This window comes from Bradyrhizobium sp. Kon69, assembly GCF_055807515.1.
Window position 1 is genome coordinate 39,327 of record NZ_JBVVOS010000039.1, and the last position, 17,255, is coordinate 56,581.

The 17,255-nt window shown below is 58.8% G+C and carries 9 protein-coding genes and 1 pseudogene; 5 read left to right on the forward strand and 5 right to left on the reverse strand.

Annotation, left to right across the window (positions count from 1 at the left end):
• Nucleotides 1-672 precede the first annotated feature (672 nt).
• The 3 genes from AC0L3U_RS34910 to AC0L3U_RS34920 all read left to right on the forward strand — a co-directional run bounded on the left by AC0L3U_RS34910 (nucleotide 673) and on the right by AC0L3U_RS34920 (nucleotide 4,784).
• Nucleotides 673-1,509 (forward strand): SDR family NAD(P)-dependent oxidoreductase, encoded by an 837-nt coding sequence (locus AC0L3U_RS34910; RefSeq protein WP_374762390.1) that lies wholly within the window; start codon nucleotides 673-675, stop codon nucleotides 1,507-1,509.
• A gap of 247 nt (nucleotides 1,510-1,756) precedes the next feature.
• On the forward strand, nucleotides 1,757-3,511 hold the full coding sequence (nifA, locus tag AC0L3U_RS34915) for a nif-specific transcriptional activator NifA (protein ID WP_456652754.1): 1,755 nt from the start codon (nucleotides 1,757-1,759) through the stop codon (nucleotides 3,509-3,511).
• 415 nt (nucleotides 3,512-3,926) lie between these two features.
• The gene (locus AC0L3U_RS34920; RefSeq protein WP_204513574.1) at nucleotides 3,927-4,784 is read left to right on the forward strand and encodes an electron transfer flavoprotein subunit beta/FixA family protein; all 858 of its coding nucleotides are present in this window, start codon (nucleotides 3,927-3,929) and stop codon (nucleotides 4,782-4,784) included.
• A gap of 621 nt (nucleotides 4,785-5,405) precedes the next feature.
• Here the strand turns inward: AC0L3U_RS34920 and tcuC are convergent.
• The 5 genes from tcuC to AC0L3U_RS34945 form a co-directional block, all read right to left on the reverse strand.
• On the reverse strand, nucleotides 5,406-6,722 hold the full coding sequence (tcuC, locus tag AC0L3U_RS34925; protein WP_259219164.1) for an MFS transporter: 1,317 nt from the start codon (nucleotides 6,720-6,722) through the stop codon (nucleotides 5,406-5,408).
• A gap of 336 nt (nucleotides 6,723-7,058) precedes the next feature.
• Nucleotides 7,059-8,885, reverse strand: a complete 1,827-nt coding sequence (gene glmS, locus AC0L3U_RS34930) for a glutamine--fructose-6-phosphate transaminase (isomerizing) (protein WP_473364724.1) — start codon at nucleotides 8,883-8,885, stop codon at nucleotides 7,059-7,061.
• A gap of 229 nt (nucleotides 8,886-9,114) precedes the next feature.
• Entirely contained in the window at nucleotides 9,115-10,077 is a 963-nt protein-coding gene (gene fcl, locus AC0L3U_RS34935) for a GDP-L-fucose synthase (protein ID WP_374762391.1), read from the reverse strand.
• A complete protein-coding gene (gene gmd / locus AC0L3U_RS34940) occupies nucleotides 10,058-11,143 on the reverse strand; it encodes a GDP-mannose 4,6-dehydratase (RefSeq protein WP_259219166.1) in 1,086 nt (361 codons plus the stop codon). Before gmd ends, fcl begins: the two co-directional genes overlap by 20 nt.
• A gap of 347 nt (nucleotides 11,144-11,490) precedes the next feature.
• Entirely contained in the window at nucleotides 11,491-11,667 is a 177-nt protein-coding gene (locus tag AC0L3U_RS34945; protein WP_259219167.1) for a hypothetical protein, read from the reverse strand.
• A 4,580-nt stretch (nucleotides 11,668-16,247) separates the two neighbouring features.
• Between AC0L3U_RS34945 and AC0L3U_RS34950 the strand changes: the two genes are divergently transcribed.
• A complete protein-coding gene (locus AC0L3U_RS34950) occupies nucleotides 16,248-16,571 on the forward strand; it encodes a DUF7694 domain-containing protein (protein WP_445432988.1) in 324 nt (107 codons plus the stop codon).
• Between the two features lie 427 nt (nucleotides 16,572-16,998).
• Nucleotides 16,999-17,180: pseudogene (locus AC0L3U_RS34955) on the forward strand (hypothetical protein); the annotation flags it as partial.
• Nucleotides 17,181-17,255 lie beyond the last annotated feature (75 nt).

Below are 17,255 nucleotides of genomic sequence, written 5' to 3' on the forward strand. Positions count from 1 at the left end.
GCGTCGGCCAATGCCGGCGAGCCTCGGGGCCTTGTCCCGCAGTGCGTCGGCCAGCCACGTGTAAGTCGACTGGCGCGGAAAAGATGATCGTCCTGTCATCACCGGGCCCTAACCGCCATCGCTGGCCAGGCGGTGAATCGGATGGCGATGGTGGTCCGGGCCGCTGAGGAAATCTGACGTAGCAGACGGTCACGTCAGAATGTCCCAGCAGCAAGGACGCGCGTCAGCGTAGACGTATCGCCGTTTCTGCGTTAATCCTTTCGCGGTCAGCTCGTCTTCTGGACGACGGCCTTGTTCATGCGCTGGTTGCGAAATACTTTCGACCGCAGCTGATCAACGGCACGAGCCCCAGCCCATAGATATCGAACCAGAGCCGCATCTGCGGCGGCGCGTCCAACCGAGGAATTTGAACGAACTGGCCATCGATCCTGATCTCCGCACAAGGCAGCTAAACTATCTCCGCCAGCTCGAATGAGCCACAGACCACGCCTGGAGTGCGACGCGGTCAACGCGCCCGGGCGCTTGACGCGGCGTTGCTGTTGTCGAAAAGCAAACAGGCCAGATGTTCAGAACCTGCCATTTGTCGCAAAAGTGCGCCCCTTATGACCTGCGTCGCTTTGGCCCGGATCCTGCACCAGGTGCACAGCCGATGGGAGCGGAAGGGAGCCGCGTGTGAATCTAGATCTACCAGATGACAAAGCGGTCGTACCTCAATCGTCGGAAACGGACCCTAGCGGTCCAATTCACGCCGATCGAGCGGGCCGCCCGCTGCGTGAGCGAAAGACGCTGGTATTGACCGGGGCATCGCGCGGTATCGGTCGCGCCACCGGAAAATTGTTTTCGAAAGCCGGTTGGCGCATCATTTCTTGCGCGCGCCAACCATTGGACGCGGCGCGTCGTCCATCAGACTCAGAGGGCGACAGCTTTATCGAAGTCGACCTGGGCGATCATCGGATGCTGCCGCGCGTGATTGCCGAGATCAAGGAGCGCCTAGCTGGCGCACCGTTGCACGGACTGGTAAACAATGCCGGAAACTCACCAAAAGCTGCAAACGGTACCAGGCTGACATCGCTGGCGACCTCAGTCGACACCTGGATGAGCGTGTTCCACCTCAATCTGGTGGCACCGATCCTACTCGCTCAAGGCCTGTTCGACGAATTAAAAAGGGCGTCAGGCTCGATCGTCAACGTGACCTCGATCGCCGGCTCGCGGGTGCATCCATTTGCAGGCTCGGCATATGCGACTTCGAAAGCTGCGCTCGCTTGTCTCACGCGCGAAATGGCGCACGATTACGCCGCACATGGCATTCGCGTCAATGCGATCGCGCCCGGCGAAATCAAGACGGACATTTTGTCGCCTGACACGGAAGCGCATCTTGTGCCAAAGATCCCACTCCGCCGAGTGGGTACACCCGAAGAGGTCGCCAAGGTCATTTTCTTCCTATGTTCCGATGCGGCAAGTTATGTCACCGGCGCCGAAGTGCCGATCAATGGCGGGCAACACTTATAGTACAATCCGCCCCTAAGGAGCCCCGGCTGTTCTGAGCTTCATCGCTGGAAGTCATGTTGGTTGGGGTGAATCCGCGCAGCGAGTTGGAAAGAAAAAAGCGGCAAACCTAGTCACTCTAAGTGCTGCCGACGTGCCATGAAGAGGGGTAATCTCTCGTCCCGCCCTGAGAACTAGATGTCAGATCGGCATGCAACACGAATCCAACAAGTCCGATGGGGAGGATAGAGAAAGGAACGGAGAAGTCGTCATGCTAGACAGCATTTCCCTGCGCGACAAGCCAAACTCAACCTCCGACGCGGACGCTTCCGCTTGTATTGTGCGGTCGCAAGAGAAATCGCTAAGCACGATTGTTGAAATAGCGCACACGCTCACTGGCCTATGTCGGCTCGAGGCTAAGCTGGCGACCGTCATCGAGCGCCTAGGATCGCTCGTGCGGATGCGGCGCGGCATCGTATGTCTGTTCGAGCATGACGGCGGGCCGGAGATCATCGTAGAGGACGGCAGGAGCGAAGACCGCGATGCGCGCTGCCGGGTGCGCTTGCCGCAAGGAGCAATCGATCAAATCGTCGCGTCGGGGCAGCCGCTCATCGTGGAGAATGTAGCGCTGCATTCGGCCTTCAGTTCTTTGGAGGTCGATATACTAAATGCCGGCGGTCAGACGCGTGTTGCGTTCATCGGCGTTCCCATAGACGTTGACGGCAAAGTTGTGGGTACGCTGAGCATCGACCGCATCGCGGACAATGGGACGCGTGCGCAGCTCGAGGACGACCTCGGCCTTCTGACGATGGTCGCCAGCCTGCTGGGCCAGACGACCAAGCTGCATTGCTCGTTTGTGCGCGATCGCGGGCGCCTTATGGACGAGGAGTTCCGGCTGCAGAAGCAACTCTCCGAGCTCAAGCCTCAAGGGCGGGACCGTAAGAAGGTCCAAGTCGAGGGAATTATCGGCGACAGCCCGGCGCTGCGCGCGCTACTTGACAAGATCGAGGTGATCTCAAAATCGAATAGCACGGTTTTGTTGCGTGGCGAATCGGGTACCGGCAAAGAGCTGGTCGCGAAGGCTATTCACGAGTGTTCAGCGCGCGCCAAACGCCCCTTTATCAAGCTGAATTGCGCAGCCCTCACAGAGACGGTGCTGGAATCCGAATTGTTCGGACACGAGAAGGGGGCGTTTACGGGCGCATTCAACGCGCGCAAGGGGCGCTTCGAGATCGCCGACAAGGGAACGTTGTTTCTGGATGAGATTGGAGAGATCTCGGGCTCGTTCCAGGCGAAGCTCCTGCGCGTGCTTCAGGAGCAGGAATTCGAGCGGGTGGGCGGCAATCAGACGATCAAAGTCGACGTCCGCGTGATTGCGGCCACGAACAAGAATCTTGAAGAGGCGGTGGCCAGGAACGAGTTTCGTGCCGATCTCTATTACCGCATCAGCGTGGTTCCTCTGCTATTGCCGCCGCTGCGCGAAAGACGCACTGATATTCCGCTTCTCGCCGCTCGTTTTTTGAAGAACTTCAACAATGAGAACGGCCGTGCCCTGGTATTCGATTCAAGTGCGATTGAGGTCCTCATGAATTGCGGATTTCCCGGCAACGTCCGTGAGCTCGAAAACTGCGTGCAGCGGACCGCGACGCTAGCGCTAGGATCGTCGATCGTAAGAGATGACTTTGCGTGCTGCCACGGGCAATGCCTGTCGGCCTTGCTATGGAAGTGTGGACCGGCGGAAATGGCGCGACAGCCGCGCCCGACAATCGCACCGCGCGCGAGGCTGAGCACGCCGGCAACGGAAGCCGCGACACCCGTTCAGCCGGTGAGCAGCGAGCTGACACCGCTAGGGCCGCCTGGGCGCCCCGTCGTGGGGGCCGCGAAAGTCACCGATCGCGAGCGCGTGATCGCAGCCATGGAAAGATCCGGGTGGGTACAGGCGAAGGCGGCGCGCCTGCTTGGACTGACCCCGCGCCAGATTGGCTATGCCTTGCGAAGACACGGCATCGAGATCAAACGCTTCTGAACAAAGCGTCGGGCTCGCTCCTCTCTCTCGCTCGGCCGACTGAGATAGGAAAGCGTGGAAAGGGCGGTCGCCAGCTCGGATGCATGACGAGGATACTAGCCTCATGCCTTCGGTTGGGATTCCCTCGCCGGCGAAGCGTAGGGCGTCTTCGCATCGGCCAGCCTCGTCATCTTCTGTTCGCGGCGTGCTCGTCCTGAAAATGGATTGGCGTCGAACCGGCGCGTGATCACTGCGGTTCCGTTGCTGCCCGTGACTCAGATCAGCTTGAGATGACGCCCGTGCGCAAACTGTCGCAGTTGCGACAACCAGCTCGACGTCAGGCGTCATTCATCGCATTGCGTTCTAGTTGCCGGAATGCCCGGGGTGGTATGACATTTGCTGCATCGGCAGTCGGCTCGGCATTTAGGAGAAGTACATGCACAGCATCGTCTGCATCAAACAGGTCCCCGACTCCGCGCAAATCCGCGTGCACCCTGTTACGAATACGATTATGCGCCAGGGTGTGCCTACAATCATCAACCCATATGATCTCTTTGCACTGGAAGCTGCGCTCGAGCTAAGAGATAAATTCGGCGGCGAAATCACCGTCCTGACAATGGGGCCACCGTCGGCCGAAGAATCTCTCCGAAAGGCACTAACATTTGGTGCCGATCGCGCTGTCTTGCTCACCGACCGTAGCTTCGCGGGCTCCGATACGCTGGCGACGAGTTACGCGTTGGCCTGCGCGATTCGCAACATCGAGAGAGAATATGGCCCACCGGACGTCATATTCACTGGCAAGCAGACGATCGACGGCGATACGGCGCAGGTGGGACCTGGCATTGCAAGGCGGCTCGGAGTCCAGCAGCTTACTTATGTTTCCACAATCAAAGCGTTAGACTTCAAGCTACGCACCATCGAGGCCGAACGACGCTGCGAAGGAGGCGTCCAGGTGTTGCGTTCGAAGCTGCCGTGTCTCGTCAGCATGTTAGAGGCAACAAATCAAATTCGTCGCGGCGCAATGACAGATGCTTTGCGTGCCGCCCGTACCGCAATCGTGAAATGGAGCGCCCAAAGCGCCGGCGTGGATGACATGACCAATTGCGGTCTGAGGGGTTCGCCGACCGTCGTCAAACGTGTTTTCGCGCCCTCCGCGCGAGCGGAGAAAGCGACGTGGGTGGAGGCGGCCGAGCAGCCGGCGCAAGCATTGATCGACGCTATGTTCAAGCGCAACCCTATGCTCGAAACGGAGCTCGCACAGCTCGCCTCATCTGCGCAAGCACGCGGTGCGTGAAGTCACGGCTGATCGAGCGCAGCGAGCAACAGCCTGGGTCTGGTTACGCATTGGCCCATCGCTCGTTGTACAGGCACGACCAAACTTCTCGACCACTCCCCGCCAGATGCGACAAGAAGGTGAGCCTTCAACCTGCGTATCCGAGCGCCGAGAGGTCGGTATCGGACCAGGACACAAGACGGCCCGCTACGCTAACGTTTGTCGCGTACCTGCGAGACGACCAGTCCGCTGGGGAATTCACGCAGCCCGACGATGTGCGCGTTCGAGTTTTGTGGCGGCCGCACAGAATATCAGAGCGTGGAGCTCGCGCGAGGGATCCCAGTCCTCGCGCGAAATCCGCCGTGTTTCACGCGACTGCAAGTGCGGGCAGCGCACCGTCCGACCACAGGACGGAACCGAGGTTGGCTGATAAGCTCAGCCTTTCCCGGTCAACATCACCGCCAGCTCGTCCCTATACTGCCCCAGATCACATAGGAAGAACGGTGATCGGCAGAACGGCCGCGCACCATCGTGAAAATCACCGCAGGGATAGTCGCGCACCAACTTCAGTTCAGCCTTGGGCCCCCAACGTCCCGCGGGCGCGCGTGCTAACGCGTGGTAAATTGCGCGCTTGCCGCCGGGTTAGGCCGCTCGGGTCGCAACGGCTTTCGCAACTCTCTTGGTGTTTCCTGGATAAATCGTGAGCGCGGCGATAATGCCGAGCAAAGCCGCAAACATCAACCAGAAACCGGGCGACGCCTTGTCATCTGTCCGGTCGATCAGCCAGGTCGATGCAAGCGGCGTAAACGTGCCAAACAGAGCCGCGGCGAGTGCGAACGCCAAAGAAAAGCAAGTTGTGCGAATGTGCTTCGGCACGATTTCGACCAGAGCGCCCAACATGGCGCCGCTATAGGTGCCAAAGTAGAACGAGAACATCATCTCAACGATCAGCATCTTGCCAAAGCTTGGGTCCGTTACAAGCCAAGACAACGCTGGATATGCAGTCACCAAGGCAACGCCGGCAATGGTCAGCAGGACCGGTTTCCGGCCGATTCTGTCGGAAATCGCGCCGCCAATTGGGTTCCAGATGAAGTTCGTCACCGCGACCAAAAGCGTCACCAAGAGCGTGTTCTGCGAGGACAACTGCAATACGTGCCTGCCGAACGTAGGCGTGTACACCGTCACGAAATAGAATGTCGTGGTCGTCAGCATCGCGATCATCATGCCGAGAATGACGATGCGCCAGTTCGCAACTGTGGAGGCAAAGACCTCGCGGGCCGTTGGGTGGTTCTTCATGACCAGAAACTCCGGAGTTTCCTCAAGCGTCCGGCGCAGGAAGAAGATAAGCGGTACGATCAAGCAGCCAAGGAAGAAGGGGATCCGCCAGCCCCAAGCGGCAACCATTTCGGCCGGAAGTGCTTCGCTCAAAAAATATCCGATAAGAGCCGCGACAAAGATCGCAACCTGCTGGCTCGAGGACTGGAAAGATGTGTAAAAGCCGCGGTTGCCCGGAGTGGCAATCTCGGAGAGGTAAACGGAAACACCACCAACCTCAACGCCGGCAGAAAAGCCCTGCAACAGCCGTCCGAACAGCACGATCGCAGGTGCGGCAATGCCGATCGTCGCATAGCCCGGACAAAAGGCGATGATGATGGTGCCAATGGCCATGATCGAAAGCGTGATGATCAGGCCTTGCCGACGGCCAATCTGATCAATATAGGCTCCAAGCACGATCGCACCAACAGGTCGCATCAAGGCACCCAACCAGAACACACCGAAGGTGTTAAGCAGTGAAGCGGTTTCGCTTCCTGATGGAAAGAACGCGTTTCCGATCGCACTGGCGTAGAACCCGAACAAGAAGAAGTCGAACTGCTCGAGGAAGTTGCCGCTCGTGGCACGTAATATGGCGCCAATGCGCGATTTGGCATTTGAGGCGTGCGCAATGGGCGCTGGTGACATGCGAGTTTCCTCTCGATTTTGAAATGGCCGCTTCCGGAGAAAATCTCACGGCAGCCGCGTGCAGTTTCATGGCCGCGAATCGGCCATCAGGGCACTATCGACCAAGCCGTAAGCGCCTGACGTTTCCGGCATATTTTCGGCAATTGCCGCCAAACTCTCACAATTTCGCTCGTTATTCCGCTCGTGCAGCAGGAGTGACTCTCAAGCTACTGAAGCCTCGGAGCGGTTTCGGTGACAGGCTTGTTGTCTGTGGCCTAGCCGAAGTTCTCATCGAGCGCACCGATATGCAGTAAAAGGGGGGAAGGACGAGATGGGACCAGGTCGCATCACCTTGCCTTATTCGACGGTTACCGATTTCGCGAGGTTTCGGGGTTGGTCGACGTCCGTGCCCATGAGGATGGCCGTGTGGTAGGCCAGGAGCTGCACCGGAATCGCATAGACTATCGAGGTAAATGTCGCACCCATCTCCGGCAGCACAATGGTCGCGAGCGAATCCATGGACACCTCTGCGGCTCCCCTGACGTCCGTTATCAAGATAATCTTGCCACCGCGTGCGGCGACCTCCTGCATGTTCGAGAGGGTCTTTTCGAACACCCGGTCGGAAGGAGCGATGACGATTACGGGAACACTCTCGTCGACCAAGGCGATCGGGCCGTGCTTGAGCTCTCCGGCCGCATAGCCCTCGGCGTGAATATAGGAAATCTCCTTAAGCTTGAGTGCCCCTTCCAGGGCCAGTGGAAACGACGTGCCGCGACCAAGATATAGCACGTCACGCGATTTGCTGATGTCGCGTGCGAGCTTCTCGATCTGTGGCTCGCTGGCAAGCGCCGCGCTAATTAGCCGAGGAAGTTCGATCAGCTCGCGTACAAGATCGATGCTGGCGCTCTCCGACAATTCACCGCGCGCCTCACCCGCAGCGACCGCAAGCGCCGCCAGGACGACCAGCTGGCATGTGAACGCCTTGGTCGAGGCAACGCCAATTTCGGGCCCCGCGAGTATCTGCAATACTGTCCCGCTTTCGCGCGCAATGGTCGAACTCAGTACGTTCACGATCGAGAGGGTATGCAGACCTTGCGATTTGGCATAGCGGAGCGCAGCCAGCGTATCGGCCGTCTCGCCGGACTGCGAGATGAAGATAGCAAGATCTCCCTTGCGCATCGGCGCCTCACGATAGCGAAATTCGGAGGCGACATCGAGCTCGACCGGAATACGAGCCAGCCGCTCGAACCAGTATTTGGCGATGTGGCCGGCGTAGCCGGCCGTACCGCAAGCCGTGACCGAGATATGTCCGATCTCATTGAAATCGAACGGAAGCTCCTGCGGCAGTACCACGCTCTCGGTGGCACTATCGACGTAATGGGCAAGCGTATGCCCGATCACCTCTGGCTGTTCGTGGATTTCCTTCGCCATGAAGTGCCGGTAGTTCGCTTTATCGACGAGAGCCGACGACGCGCCAGAGTTCACCACATCCCGGCGGACGACTGTGCCTTGTGCGTCGTAGACCACGCTGAAGTTGCGGTTGAGCACAGCCCAATCGCCATCCTCAAGGTAGGTGATCGAGTCGGTAAGGGGCGCGAGCGCGATAGCATCCGATCCGAGATACATTTCGCCTTCGCCATGCCCGATCGCGAGTGGTGAGCCCTTGCGCGCACCGATCATGAGGTCGTGTCGACCCTTGAACAGGATTGCAAGCGCAAACGGGCCCACTAGCCGTGGCAGCGACGCTTTTACTGCCTCCTGCGGCGAGCAGCCATTCTTCAGATAAGAGTCGATGAGATGTGCCACCACCTCCGTGTCTGTTTCAGAGGCGAAACAAGCGCCATGCTGTTTCAGCTCCGCGCGCAGCTCGCGGAAATTCTCGATTATGCCGTTATGGACGACCGCAACATTGTCCGTTGCATGCGGATGAGCATTGTGCTCGGTCGGCTTGCCGTGAGTAGCCCAGCGCGTGTGCCCGATCCCGACATGGCCTGAGGGTGGATGGCAGCGAACGCGCGTCTCAAGGTTCCGCAGCTTCCCCTCGGCGCGTCGAAGTTCGATATGATTTCCTTTGAGCGTTCCGATGCCTGCTGAGTCGTAGCCGCGATACTCCAGCCGTTTTAGTGAATCGATGAGTCGATCCGCGACCGGACCGCGCCCCAAGATGCCAACAATTCCGCACATGCTAATCAGTTTACCTCAAGTTCAACACAGAGCGGGCCGGAAGGCGCGCCTGACCAATTCACTCGCTAGTATCGGCCAAGCTAGCCGTGCCTGCCCTCCATCGGGCCTGCGTCACCAGCAGGCGCGCGAGCTCCAAGCAAAGCGTGGAGCCCTGTCGAATTCTCCGGGAGTATCCTAAAGCAACTTTCTGGACGGACAATGAGCCCCGTCAGCGGCTAGCAGCGCATGATTACTCCGTTTGTCCCGATGTAGCCGATAGCGACAAGAAGGTCTCGTAGGTCTGCCGCATTCCATCTGCAAGCCATGTTCTCGCGCGCCAGCCGAGTTTGTCGAGACGGCCGACATCGAGCAGCTTGCGCGGTGTGCCGTCGGGACGCGAGGTATCGAAACTGATTTCGCCCTGGTAGCCGACGATTTCGGCAACGACACGCGCGAATTCGGTGATAGTGATGTCCTCACCGGTGCCGATGTTGATCAGCTCGGCACTCGAATAGGTCTTCATCAGGTGCACGCAGGCATCCGCCATGTCGTCGACATAAAGGAACTCGCGCCGCGGCGTGCCGGTGCCCCAGACCACGACATTCTTCGCGCCAGAAACCTTGGCCTCGTGGAAGCGGCGGATCAGGGCGGCGACCACGTGGCTATACTCGGGATGATAATTGTCGCCAGGGCCGTAGAGATTGGTCGGCATCACGCTGATGAAGTCGGATCCATACTGCGCGCGATAGGCCTCGATCATCTTGATGCCGGCAATCTTGGCGATCGCATAGGGCTCGTTGGTGGGCTCCAGCGGACCGGACATCACCGAGTCCTCGCGCAAGGGCTGCGGAGCCAGCTTCGGATAGATGCAGGAGGAGCCGAGAAACATCAGCTTCTCGGCGCCACTCAGATGCGCGGCATGGATCACGTTCGCCGCAATCGCGATGTTGTCATAGATGAATTCGGCGCGCAGCGTGGCGTTGGCGACGATGCCGCCGACCTTGGCAGCGGCTAGGAAAATCACCTGTGGCCGCACGCGCGCAAACCAGTCGAACACGGCCGCTTGATTGCAGAGATCGACCTCGCGCCGGTCCACCGTCACGAGATTCACGTCCTCCCGTGCGAGCCGGCGCACAACCGCACTGCCGACCATGCCGCGATGACCCGCGACGTAGACGCTTTTGCCCTTCAGCTCAAACCGTGCGTTTGCCACCGGCCCCATCCCGTTTGGCGTCCGCCAGGTCGCTCGCCATCATCTCCGCGACGAGCTCTGCAAAGCTCCGCTTCGGCGTCCAGCCGAGCACCTCGCGCGCCTTGCTGGCGTCGCCGACGAGGAGATCGACCTCGGTGGGGCGGAAATAGGTCGGATCGATCTTCACCACCGTCTTGCCGCTCGTCTCGTCCACGCCGGTCTCCTCGACGCCTGCCCCGCGCCATGCAATGCGGCGGCCGAGCTGGGCGAACGATAGCTCGACCATCTCGCGCACCGAGTGCATCTCGCCGGTGGCGAGCACGAAATCGTCGGGATTGTCGGCCTGCAGGATCTTGTGCATGCCCTCGACATAGTCGCGCGCATGGCCCCAGTCGCGCTTGGCTTCGAGATTGCCGAGATAGAGCGTCTCCTCCAGCCCGACCTCGATACGGGCGACTGCGCGCGTGATCTTGCGGGTCACAAACGTCTCACCGCGGATCGGGCTCTCGTGATTGAACAGGATGCCGTTGCTCGCAAACATGCCATAGGCTTCGCGGTAGTTCACCGTGATCCAGTAGCCGTAGAGTTTTGCCACGCCGTAGGGCGAGCGCGGATAGAACGGCGTGGTCTCCTTCTGCGGGATCTCCTGGACGAGGCCGTAGAGCTCGGAGGTCGAAGCCTGGTAGAACCGCGTCTCCTTCTCCATGCCGAGGATGCGGATTGCTTCCAGCAGGCGGAGTACGCCGATGCCGTCGGCATTGGCCGTGTATTCCGGGCTCTCGAAGCTGACGGCGACGTGGCTCTGGGCGGCGAGATTGTAGATCTCGGTCGGCCGGATCTGCTGCACCAGGCGGATCAGATTGCTCGAGTCCGTCATGTCGCCGTAGTGCATCAGGAACGGCACGTTGCCGACATGAGGGTCCTGGTAGAGATGATCGACCCGCGCGGTGTTGAACGAGGACGAACGCCGCTTGATGCCGTGCACGACATAGCCGAGCGACAGCAGGTATTCGGCGAGATAGGCGCCGTCCTGGCCGGTCACGCCGGTGATCAGAGCGACCCGCCGTTTGCTCTCGTGGTTTAACAAGTCATCTCTCTGCGCAGGTTAATGTCGTTCCCCGATCGACGACGTCAATCGCGTCTGGCTCTTCCAATGCGGAAGCGTCACGCTCTCGATCTGCCGAAGTGTGGACCCTCTACAGGCATTGCGCCGATTGCTCAACTGTACTGAGGTAAACCTTCCACGGCGAAAGGGTTTTGAAGGACTATACGAAAGTTTGTAGTCCGGCAGATCTCGTCTGGCCTTCGTCAGGCGCTTCTCTATCGTTTAGGTGCGACCATTGCGGCGCAGCTAAGGGGTAAGCAGACCGTTTGGCCGTGAAGCTCCCACAGTCGCTCGGTGCTCAGCTCGCGCGTCAAGCCAGGGAGTTTCCCTCATTTCTTGTCCTTACCTGAGAGCTTACCAGTCTTGCTGTTCATCCAGTGCAACTGCGAGCAAACCGGGCCAACAAAGCCTAGAAATTCGCTCTCTGTCGCGCAGCCCTTATCATTATCGATCCATTTCTGAACAATCATGTTGGCAATCGGGCAAGCAAAAGTGAAGGCGCGCATATTGGCTCTGTGCTGTTTGAGTTCATAGCAAATGCATGAATGAGGCAGGTGCACCTGCTTTACCAAACCTCAAGGGAGATTATCGCGACTAGCCGTGTGCTCTGCCCCCCTACGACGAATACAGTTGCGGAAACAATCTGGCGGTTCATTGCGCGCGAGTGCGTCTCGGAGTGGACAATAATGGTGCGTGTAGCGCGCGGACGACGGCGGTACTATGGACAGGCGAAGACCGGATGTGCGTGAACAAGCCGGCTTGAGCGCAGCCGGTGTCATTGAAACGGTTAGCTGATCCCGAGCGCCCCTTCTGTTATCGATACGGCGGCAAGGTCCCGGTTCTTGAGCCCGCTTTCGGGGAAACCACCCGGAGTGACGGATCAATCGCGTTCTATCTCAATTATCGCACTTGATTTGCAGCCCCTCCGAGAAAGAGTTGGGATGAGCTGCGCGCGAAGGACGTCGAGCTGGGCCATTTAACCACGCGCCGCCTGCTCGAATGCGACAAAAGCAGCGTAAGCTTAGAGGCACACCCTCGAAGTGGATCGCCCGCTTATTGAGTTCGAACGCCGCGTTGCGCTCAATCAAGGCCGAAATCTTCGGTCGCTCGCGGGTCTAGACTTGCACATCATTTCCTTTCCGAGGCGCTCACATGAGCTCTCAACACTCGTTCGTCAGGTCTCATTGCCTAGAGCGGCGCTCGGCCTTGGGGCAATTGTCGGGCCTGCATGTGGAGCAGATCCAGCTCGCGGAGTACCGGCAGCTCTCTTGCTGCCGCAATAGGCGCTGCCGAAGGCCAGCAGCTGCGCGCGCTCCTCTTGGTCATCTAGTCTGCTTTCTTTCAAGGACGCCGCGTCCGTCCGACCATGGCATGACGTGCATTCGGGCATGGTGATAAGCGCACCATGATGACAGCTTTTGGCGCGGTCCCCTCACAACGGGTTCGCCGCACATATACGCCGTTCCAGGATCGCCATTCTTGAAGCCGACAATGGCCCGGCATTGGCCCTCACAGTGATCGACGAGCAAGACCCTGTTGGATTTATCGGGTCTTCTCACATTACCGCTCCGGGACAGCGCACAATCTCCCGGCGGCTCGTTGGGCACTCGGTGCCCGCAAAAGTCTTTCGAAGCCTCCAATGGTGGATTGGTCCTTCTTACATGTGAGCGATGGTGTCTTCATACGGCTCGGCCAGTTTCGTTGACAGAACAGAAATAGCGTCCTTCGCACTCAGCGCGATCCTCGAGCCGCTTTGGCAGAAGACCTCTCATCGCACGCGATCGCGCTCCGCTTTAGCCCACAGGAATTCTGAAGCGGCCGAAGATTGATGCTACCTAGCGGCGCACTCTACAATCTGACGCTACGTGCGGTTCAATCCCCCTGGGGCTAATCGCGTGAATATGTCAAACTCGTATTTGTTCGCCGGCAGCCAGCCGCGAAGCGAGGCAGGCGCTTTACCAGATCAGCTGGCTTTCGATATTCGTGGTCTGCGGAATCGCGCAGCTCAGGTCCGCTGAGTTGTGCGCGCATAGCGACGCCGAGCTGTGAGGCTGCTCATCGCTAGACGACGAGTGACCAGCGAGTCCCTGAAGTTCTTGGAACGTCCATGGGATAGGAGCTGCCTCGCCGCCGGAATCAATCGTCCATGGCGAGAAGGCTCTCTCTCGCGTGTGTGCGAATTGGCTTCGGCCTATCCAGCCGAGCTTCCGCTCTCACTGTTCCCGGGACTTTGTGGAGCCGCGGCGGCCGGGCGGAATAGGAACCAAGATTAAACGGGAGCGCGCTATTCTCGTGTGAGCCGAATTCTGGGCACCAACAGTGACTTCGCCGTTCTCGACAAGTTTGAGCTATCGACCTCGAAAGGCACGTCAGGTCATCGATCATTGAGGGTTCGATACCTGTGGGAAGATCTGCCTGGCCGTCATACGTTTGGAAAGGCCACCAAGCGGTGCTCAGCCCTGGTCCCGTTGAGTATCGCGGCTTGGGTCCAGATTGGCGTGTTTGCTACAATCGTGGTTGGTACCAGAGAGTTGCTATTGGGATCTGCAACTTCAGATCGGCCGAAGCGAAAGACGACGGTTCTGGAGGCAATCAGACGTCTCATGGAACGAGCAGCGTAGTTGGCCATCCTCTCTGATGGGCCGCCAAGGCCTTCGTAGGGGGCGCCGATCGGCGTTCCCGCCACTCATCTTGAGGCGCGAGCGATTGTTAGGCCGGCATTCTCTAGCGCATCCAAAATCCTATCAGCCGCCGCCCGCGGGTCGGGCTGCTCCTCTCCGCTCACGTTACAGGCCAACGTAGCAGCGATGATCTCGTGCGCCGTTTTGCGCTGGAGGCAATCGTACTCGGCATGCTCACCACAAGCATTGCAGGTGATCACTGGTCGGCCAGTCCAGGGATCGTGCATTGCGACCTCGCACCAGCTTTCTGTATGACATTTCGGGCAGAGCATAGATCGAGAGTTCCCTTGAGGTCAGAGCTCGCGCGCTACGTGGTCATCACTTGAACGACTACTTGGTAGCCGTTGCTGCAGAAGCATTGATACTCCGAAGGCCGTGTCGCCTGTCCGCGAAACGAAAACCACGATCGAGACCAGCCCGGAGGCCGCCCAGGCACCCGAAGGGGTTCCGGCGTGAGCGACCAGTTGACGCATCTCTGGCGACAATGCCTTCGATCGCGCCGCCTCGGTGCGCTTCTGGAACCGACGTCGGACGGATCACGGCGAGCATCGGCACATGAACGCTGAGAGACGATCGTCGAGCGCATCCGGCAAAGGGCTCTCAGTCGCGATCTTGACCGCGGCTTCACGAAGCGCCGGCTCATCCGGCCACTTGCTAAAGCCGTTCTCCAACTTTCATTCCACTCTGAGCAGCAAGGCGCTGATCTCCGGACGGCGACCTCCGCCGTGAGCAATATCTCAAATCGGGCAATCGCCACGCGGCGATGCTGTTCGATCTTAGAAACCAGTTCTGCCGGTTCCCGAGATCTTGCAGCGAGTCGCCGAGGCCGCCTCAACTGAGGCGTTTGGGGCCGCCGCGGGCGTTCTCAAATCTGAGCTCCAAATCACACATTCCCAATTTTGTCGCCCGGAAGCTGTTGTACGGCTAGGCGCGCTCGCCAGCGGCATGAAGACCTTACAATCTGACGCTACGTCCGATTCAAGCCCTTATGTTGAGAGTCGGCCATTTGGCACGGGGACCTGACGCGAATCCAATCTCCATTATCATTTTGCGTTGGCGCGATGTTTTCAAGTGGGCGTTCTCAACTGAGAAGACCGTAGTGAAGATTACTCGACTCGCTTGGGCCTATTGCGAGTGGCTTGGTCGCATCTCAGACATCGACAGAGCGGACGGTAGATGAAGGCGAATGAGGTGCGTTTGCGAAAGCGAGCCTACGGGATCTTACGTAGGTCATGTGTCGCATTTTCTTGATCTAAATATTGCATCGTCTTTTGCATGAAGCAGAAGAAGCCATTCTCCGACGCCAAACATTGGCGAGGGCGTGCGGAAGCGACGCGAGTAAAAGCGGAGTCGCTCGAGGACGACACATCCAGATGCAGGCTCCTCAAGGTCGCTGAGGAATATGATAAGTTGGCCCGCCTCGCGGAGGGGCAGCAGAGAAATGGGGTTGACGGGCAGTTCTGATCGCCGCCGGAGCGATCGTTGCATCGAAGGTCAATGCGTCGCGATCGCGGCGCGGAAGCCTCTCCGTGGGACGGCTCTCGGGTTGAACTGCGAAACGCCCTCATACGGTAACGCCGATGAGCGAGGCTGTTCAAAAGTGCGGTCCGCGCGTCCGAGCCTCTGGCCGTGAATCAATTGTGAGTAAGGTTGGTCGGCCACATAGATGACGCATTGACGGTGTCTCAGGCGACAAGCCGGCTAACCCTGGACATGAGAAGGAATGAGATGAAGCCCACCGTCAGATCGTCGCAAGAGCGAAATTGCAAGCCTCTCGCTCGACGAACTGTCGAAGCATCGGCCTCGCCTTGCATCATCTGCTGAAGCCGGCCACGTGTCTTTGGGTGACAAACTAGCGGATCCCCGGATCATGCCACGCGAATTGGCTTCCGCCGCCATTTTGGCTATGAAGCGTTTCAGTCGAATTGTGGCATCTTGCACCAACACTGTTAGCTCAACGCCATAACGTTACTTGCTAAGGCGAAGAGGCGAGCGGAAGCTCCTGCTGGCAGCTTGCGTAGCCAAACCGGGCGTAGATTGTCTGCGCGGATCGTGTGAGTCAGGCAAGTTCGCAGCAAGTCACGCATGACGTGAAAATACAAATGATAATTACGGTCGAAAGACCAACCACAACAGAAATCTTCGGTGGACGATTCCGGACAGAACCGATGTTCTTCATCCAGGTAAGTTGGTGCGGGTGATCAGGAGTATCTGGGACGGGCCATGCCGAGTAGCAGCCGCACGATGGAAGTGTCGGACGACACGTGTGGTGCCGGAGTCAACTCTGTCGGTCGAAACAAGGAGAACGCGTGAGGAAACAAATTGCGGAAAGACTCGAGGCGGGGCGCGTAAGCGATGGCCGATTCGCCACCGCACCGGGATCTGGTCCTTCCGGTCTCTTCTACGTGCAGGGGCCTTGTGGCTGTCAACTCAAGATCATCGGCTTCGTCCGTCCGGGATGGGAGCATGTCTCAGTGTCGACGCCACGGCGTTCTCCAAATTGGGACGAAATGTGCCTCGTCAAAGATCTGTTTTGGGATCAGGAGGAATGCGTGATGCAGCTGCATCCTCCTCGTTCGCAGTATGTGAACAATAGTCGCTATTGCTTGCATCTCTGGAGGCCGACACGTCAGGTTATTCCGATGCCTTCCGCAGCTTTCGTGGGCATCGTCGGGCTCGGGCCGTCTGAAGCGGCAATTCTGTTTGGGCAGGTGAGTGCCGGGTCATAACGGATCTCGCCGCGTCGGTGTAAAGTCGAGCGGCGGTAAAGTACTCTGCTGTTTCCCGCAGATCATCTTGGAGAGTCCAGGGGGATGTGCGCAGCGGGCGACGAGCACACGGTCGGTGACGAATTAAATTAGATCCGTCGCTCCGTTATACATGTGGCGCGGCCAAACCACATTTGTATCAGGAAACGATCCTATGGGGCGCAACCACGCATAGGCTGGTTGCCTTAGTGAGGCGTGTCGGGGAATGTTGTTGCGCGTGCCTCGATCTGCGAGGAGGTCCTGCATGAGAGGGCGGCTATTAGGCTGATGCGGGCGCCATCCCGGGTGCAACTCGGCGATTATTCTCGTTTAATCCCGGGCAAGAGTGTTGCTTTGCGGAGCTACGCACGACGGTATCGTCTGTATGATCGAGCGAAAGTCTCGGGGGATGCTGTGGAAGGCGAAGGCAATAGCGGCCACCAGAGCGCGCCGGTCCACCTGGCAACGTGCCGCGGTGGAAGGGTTTACGCGCTTCTATTTGCTGACCTTCTATTTCAGGCCCACACCGTTCATCGCGGCGATTTCCACCCAAATCACGTCGAAACCGCAAGCCTGCTTAGCATTAAGACGTCTCCCTCCGGTGACGGCCGCCTTGTCAGGTTAAGGTGAGTGCTGTGTAACAGCGCTTATGGACAGCAATAAGTG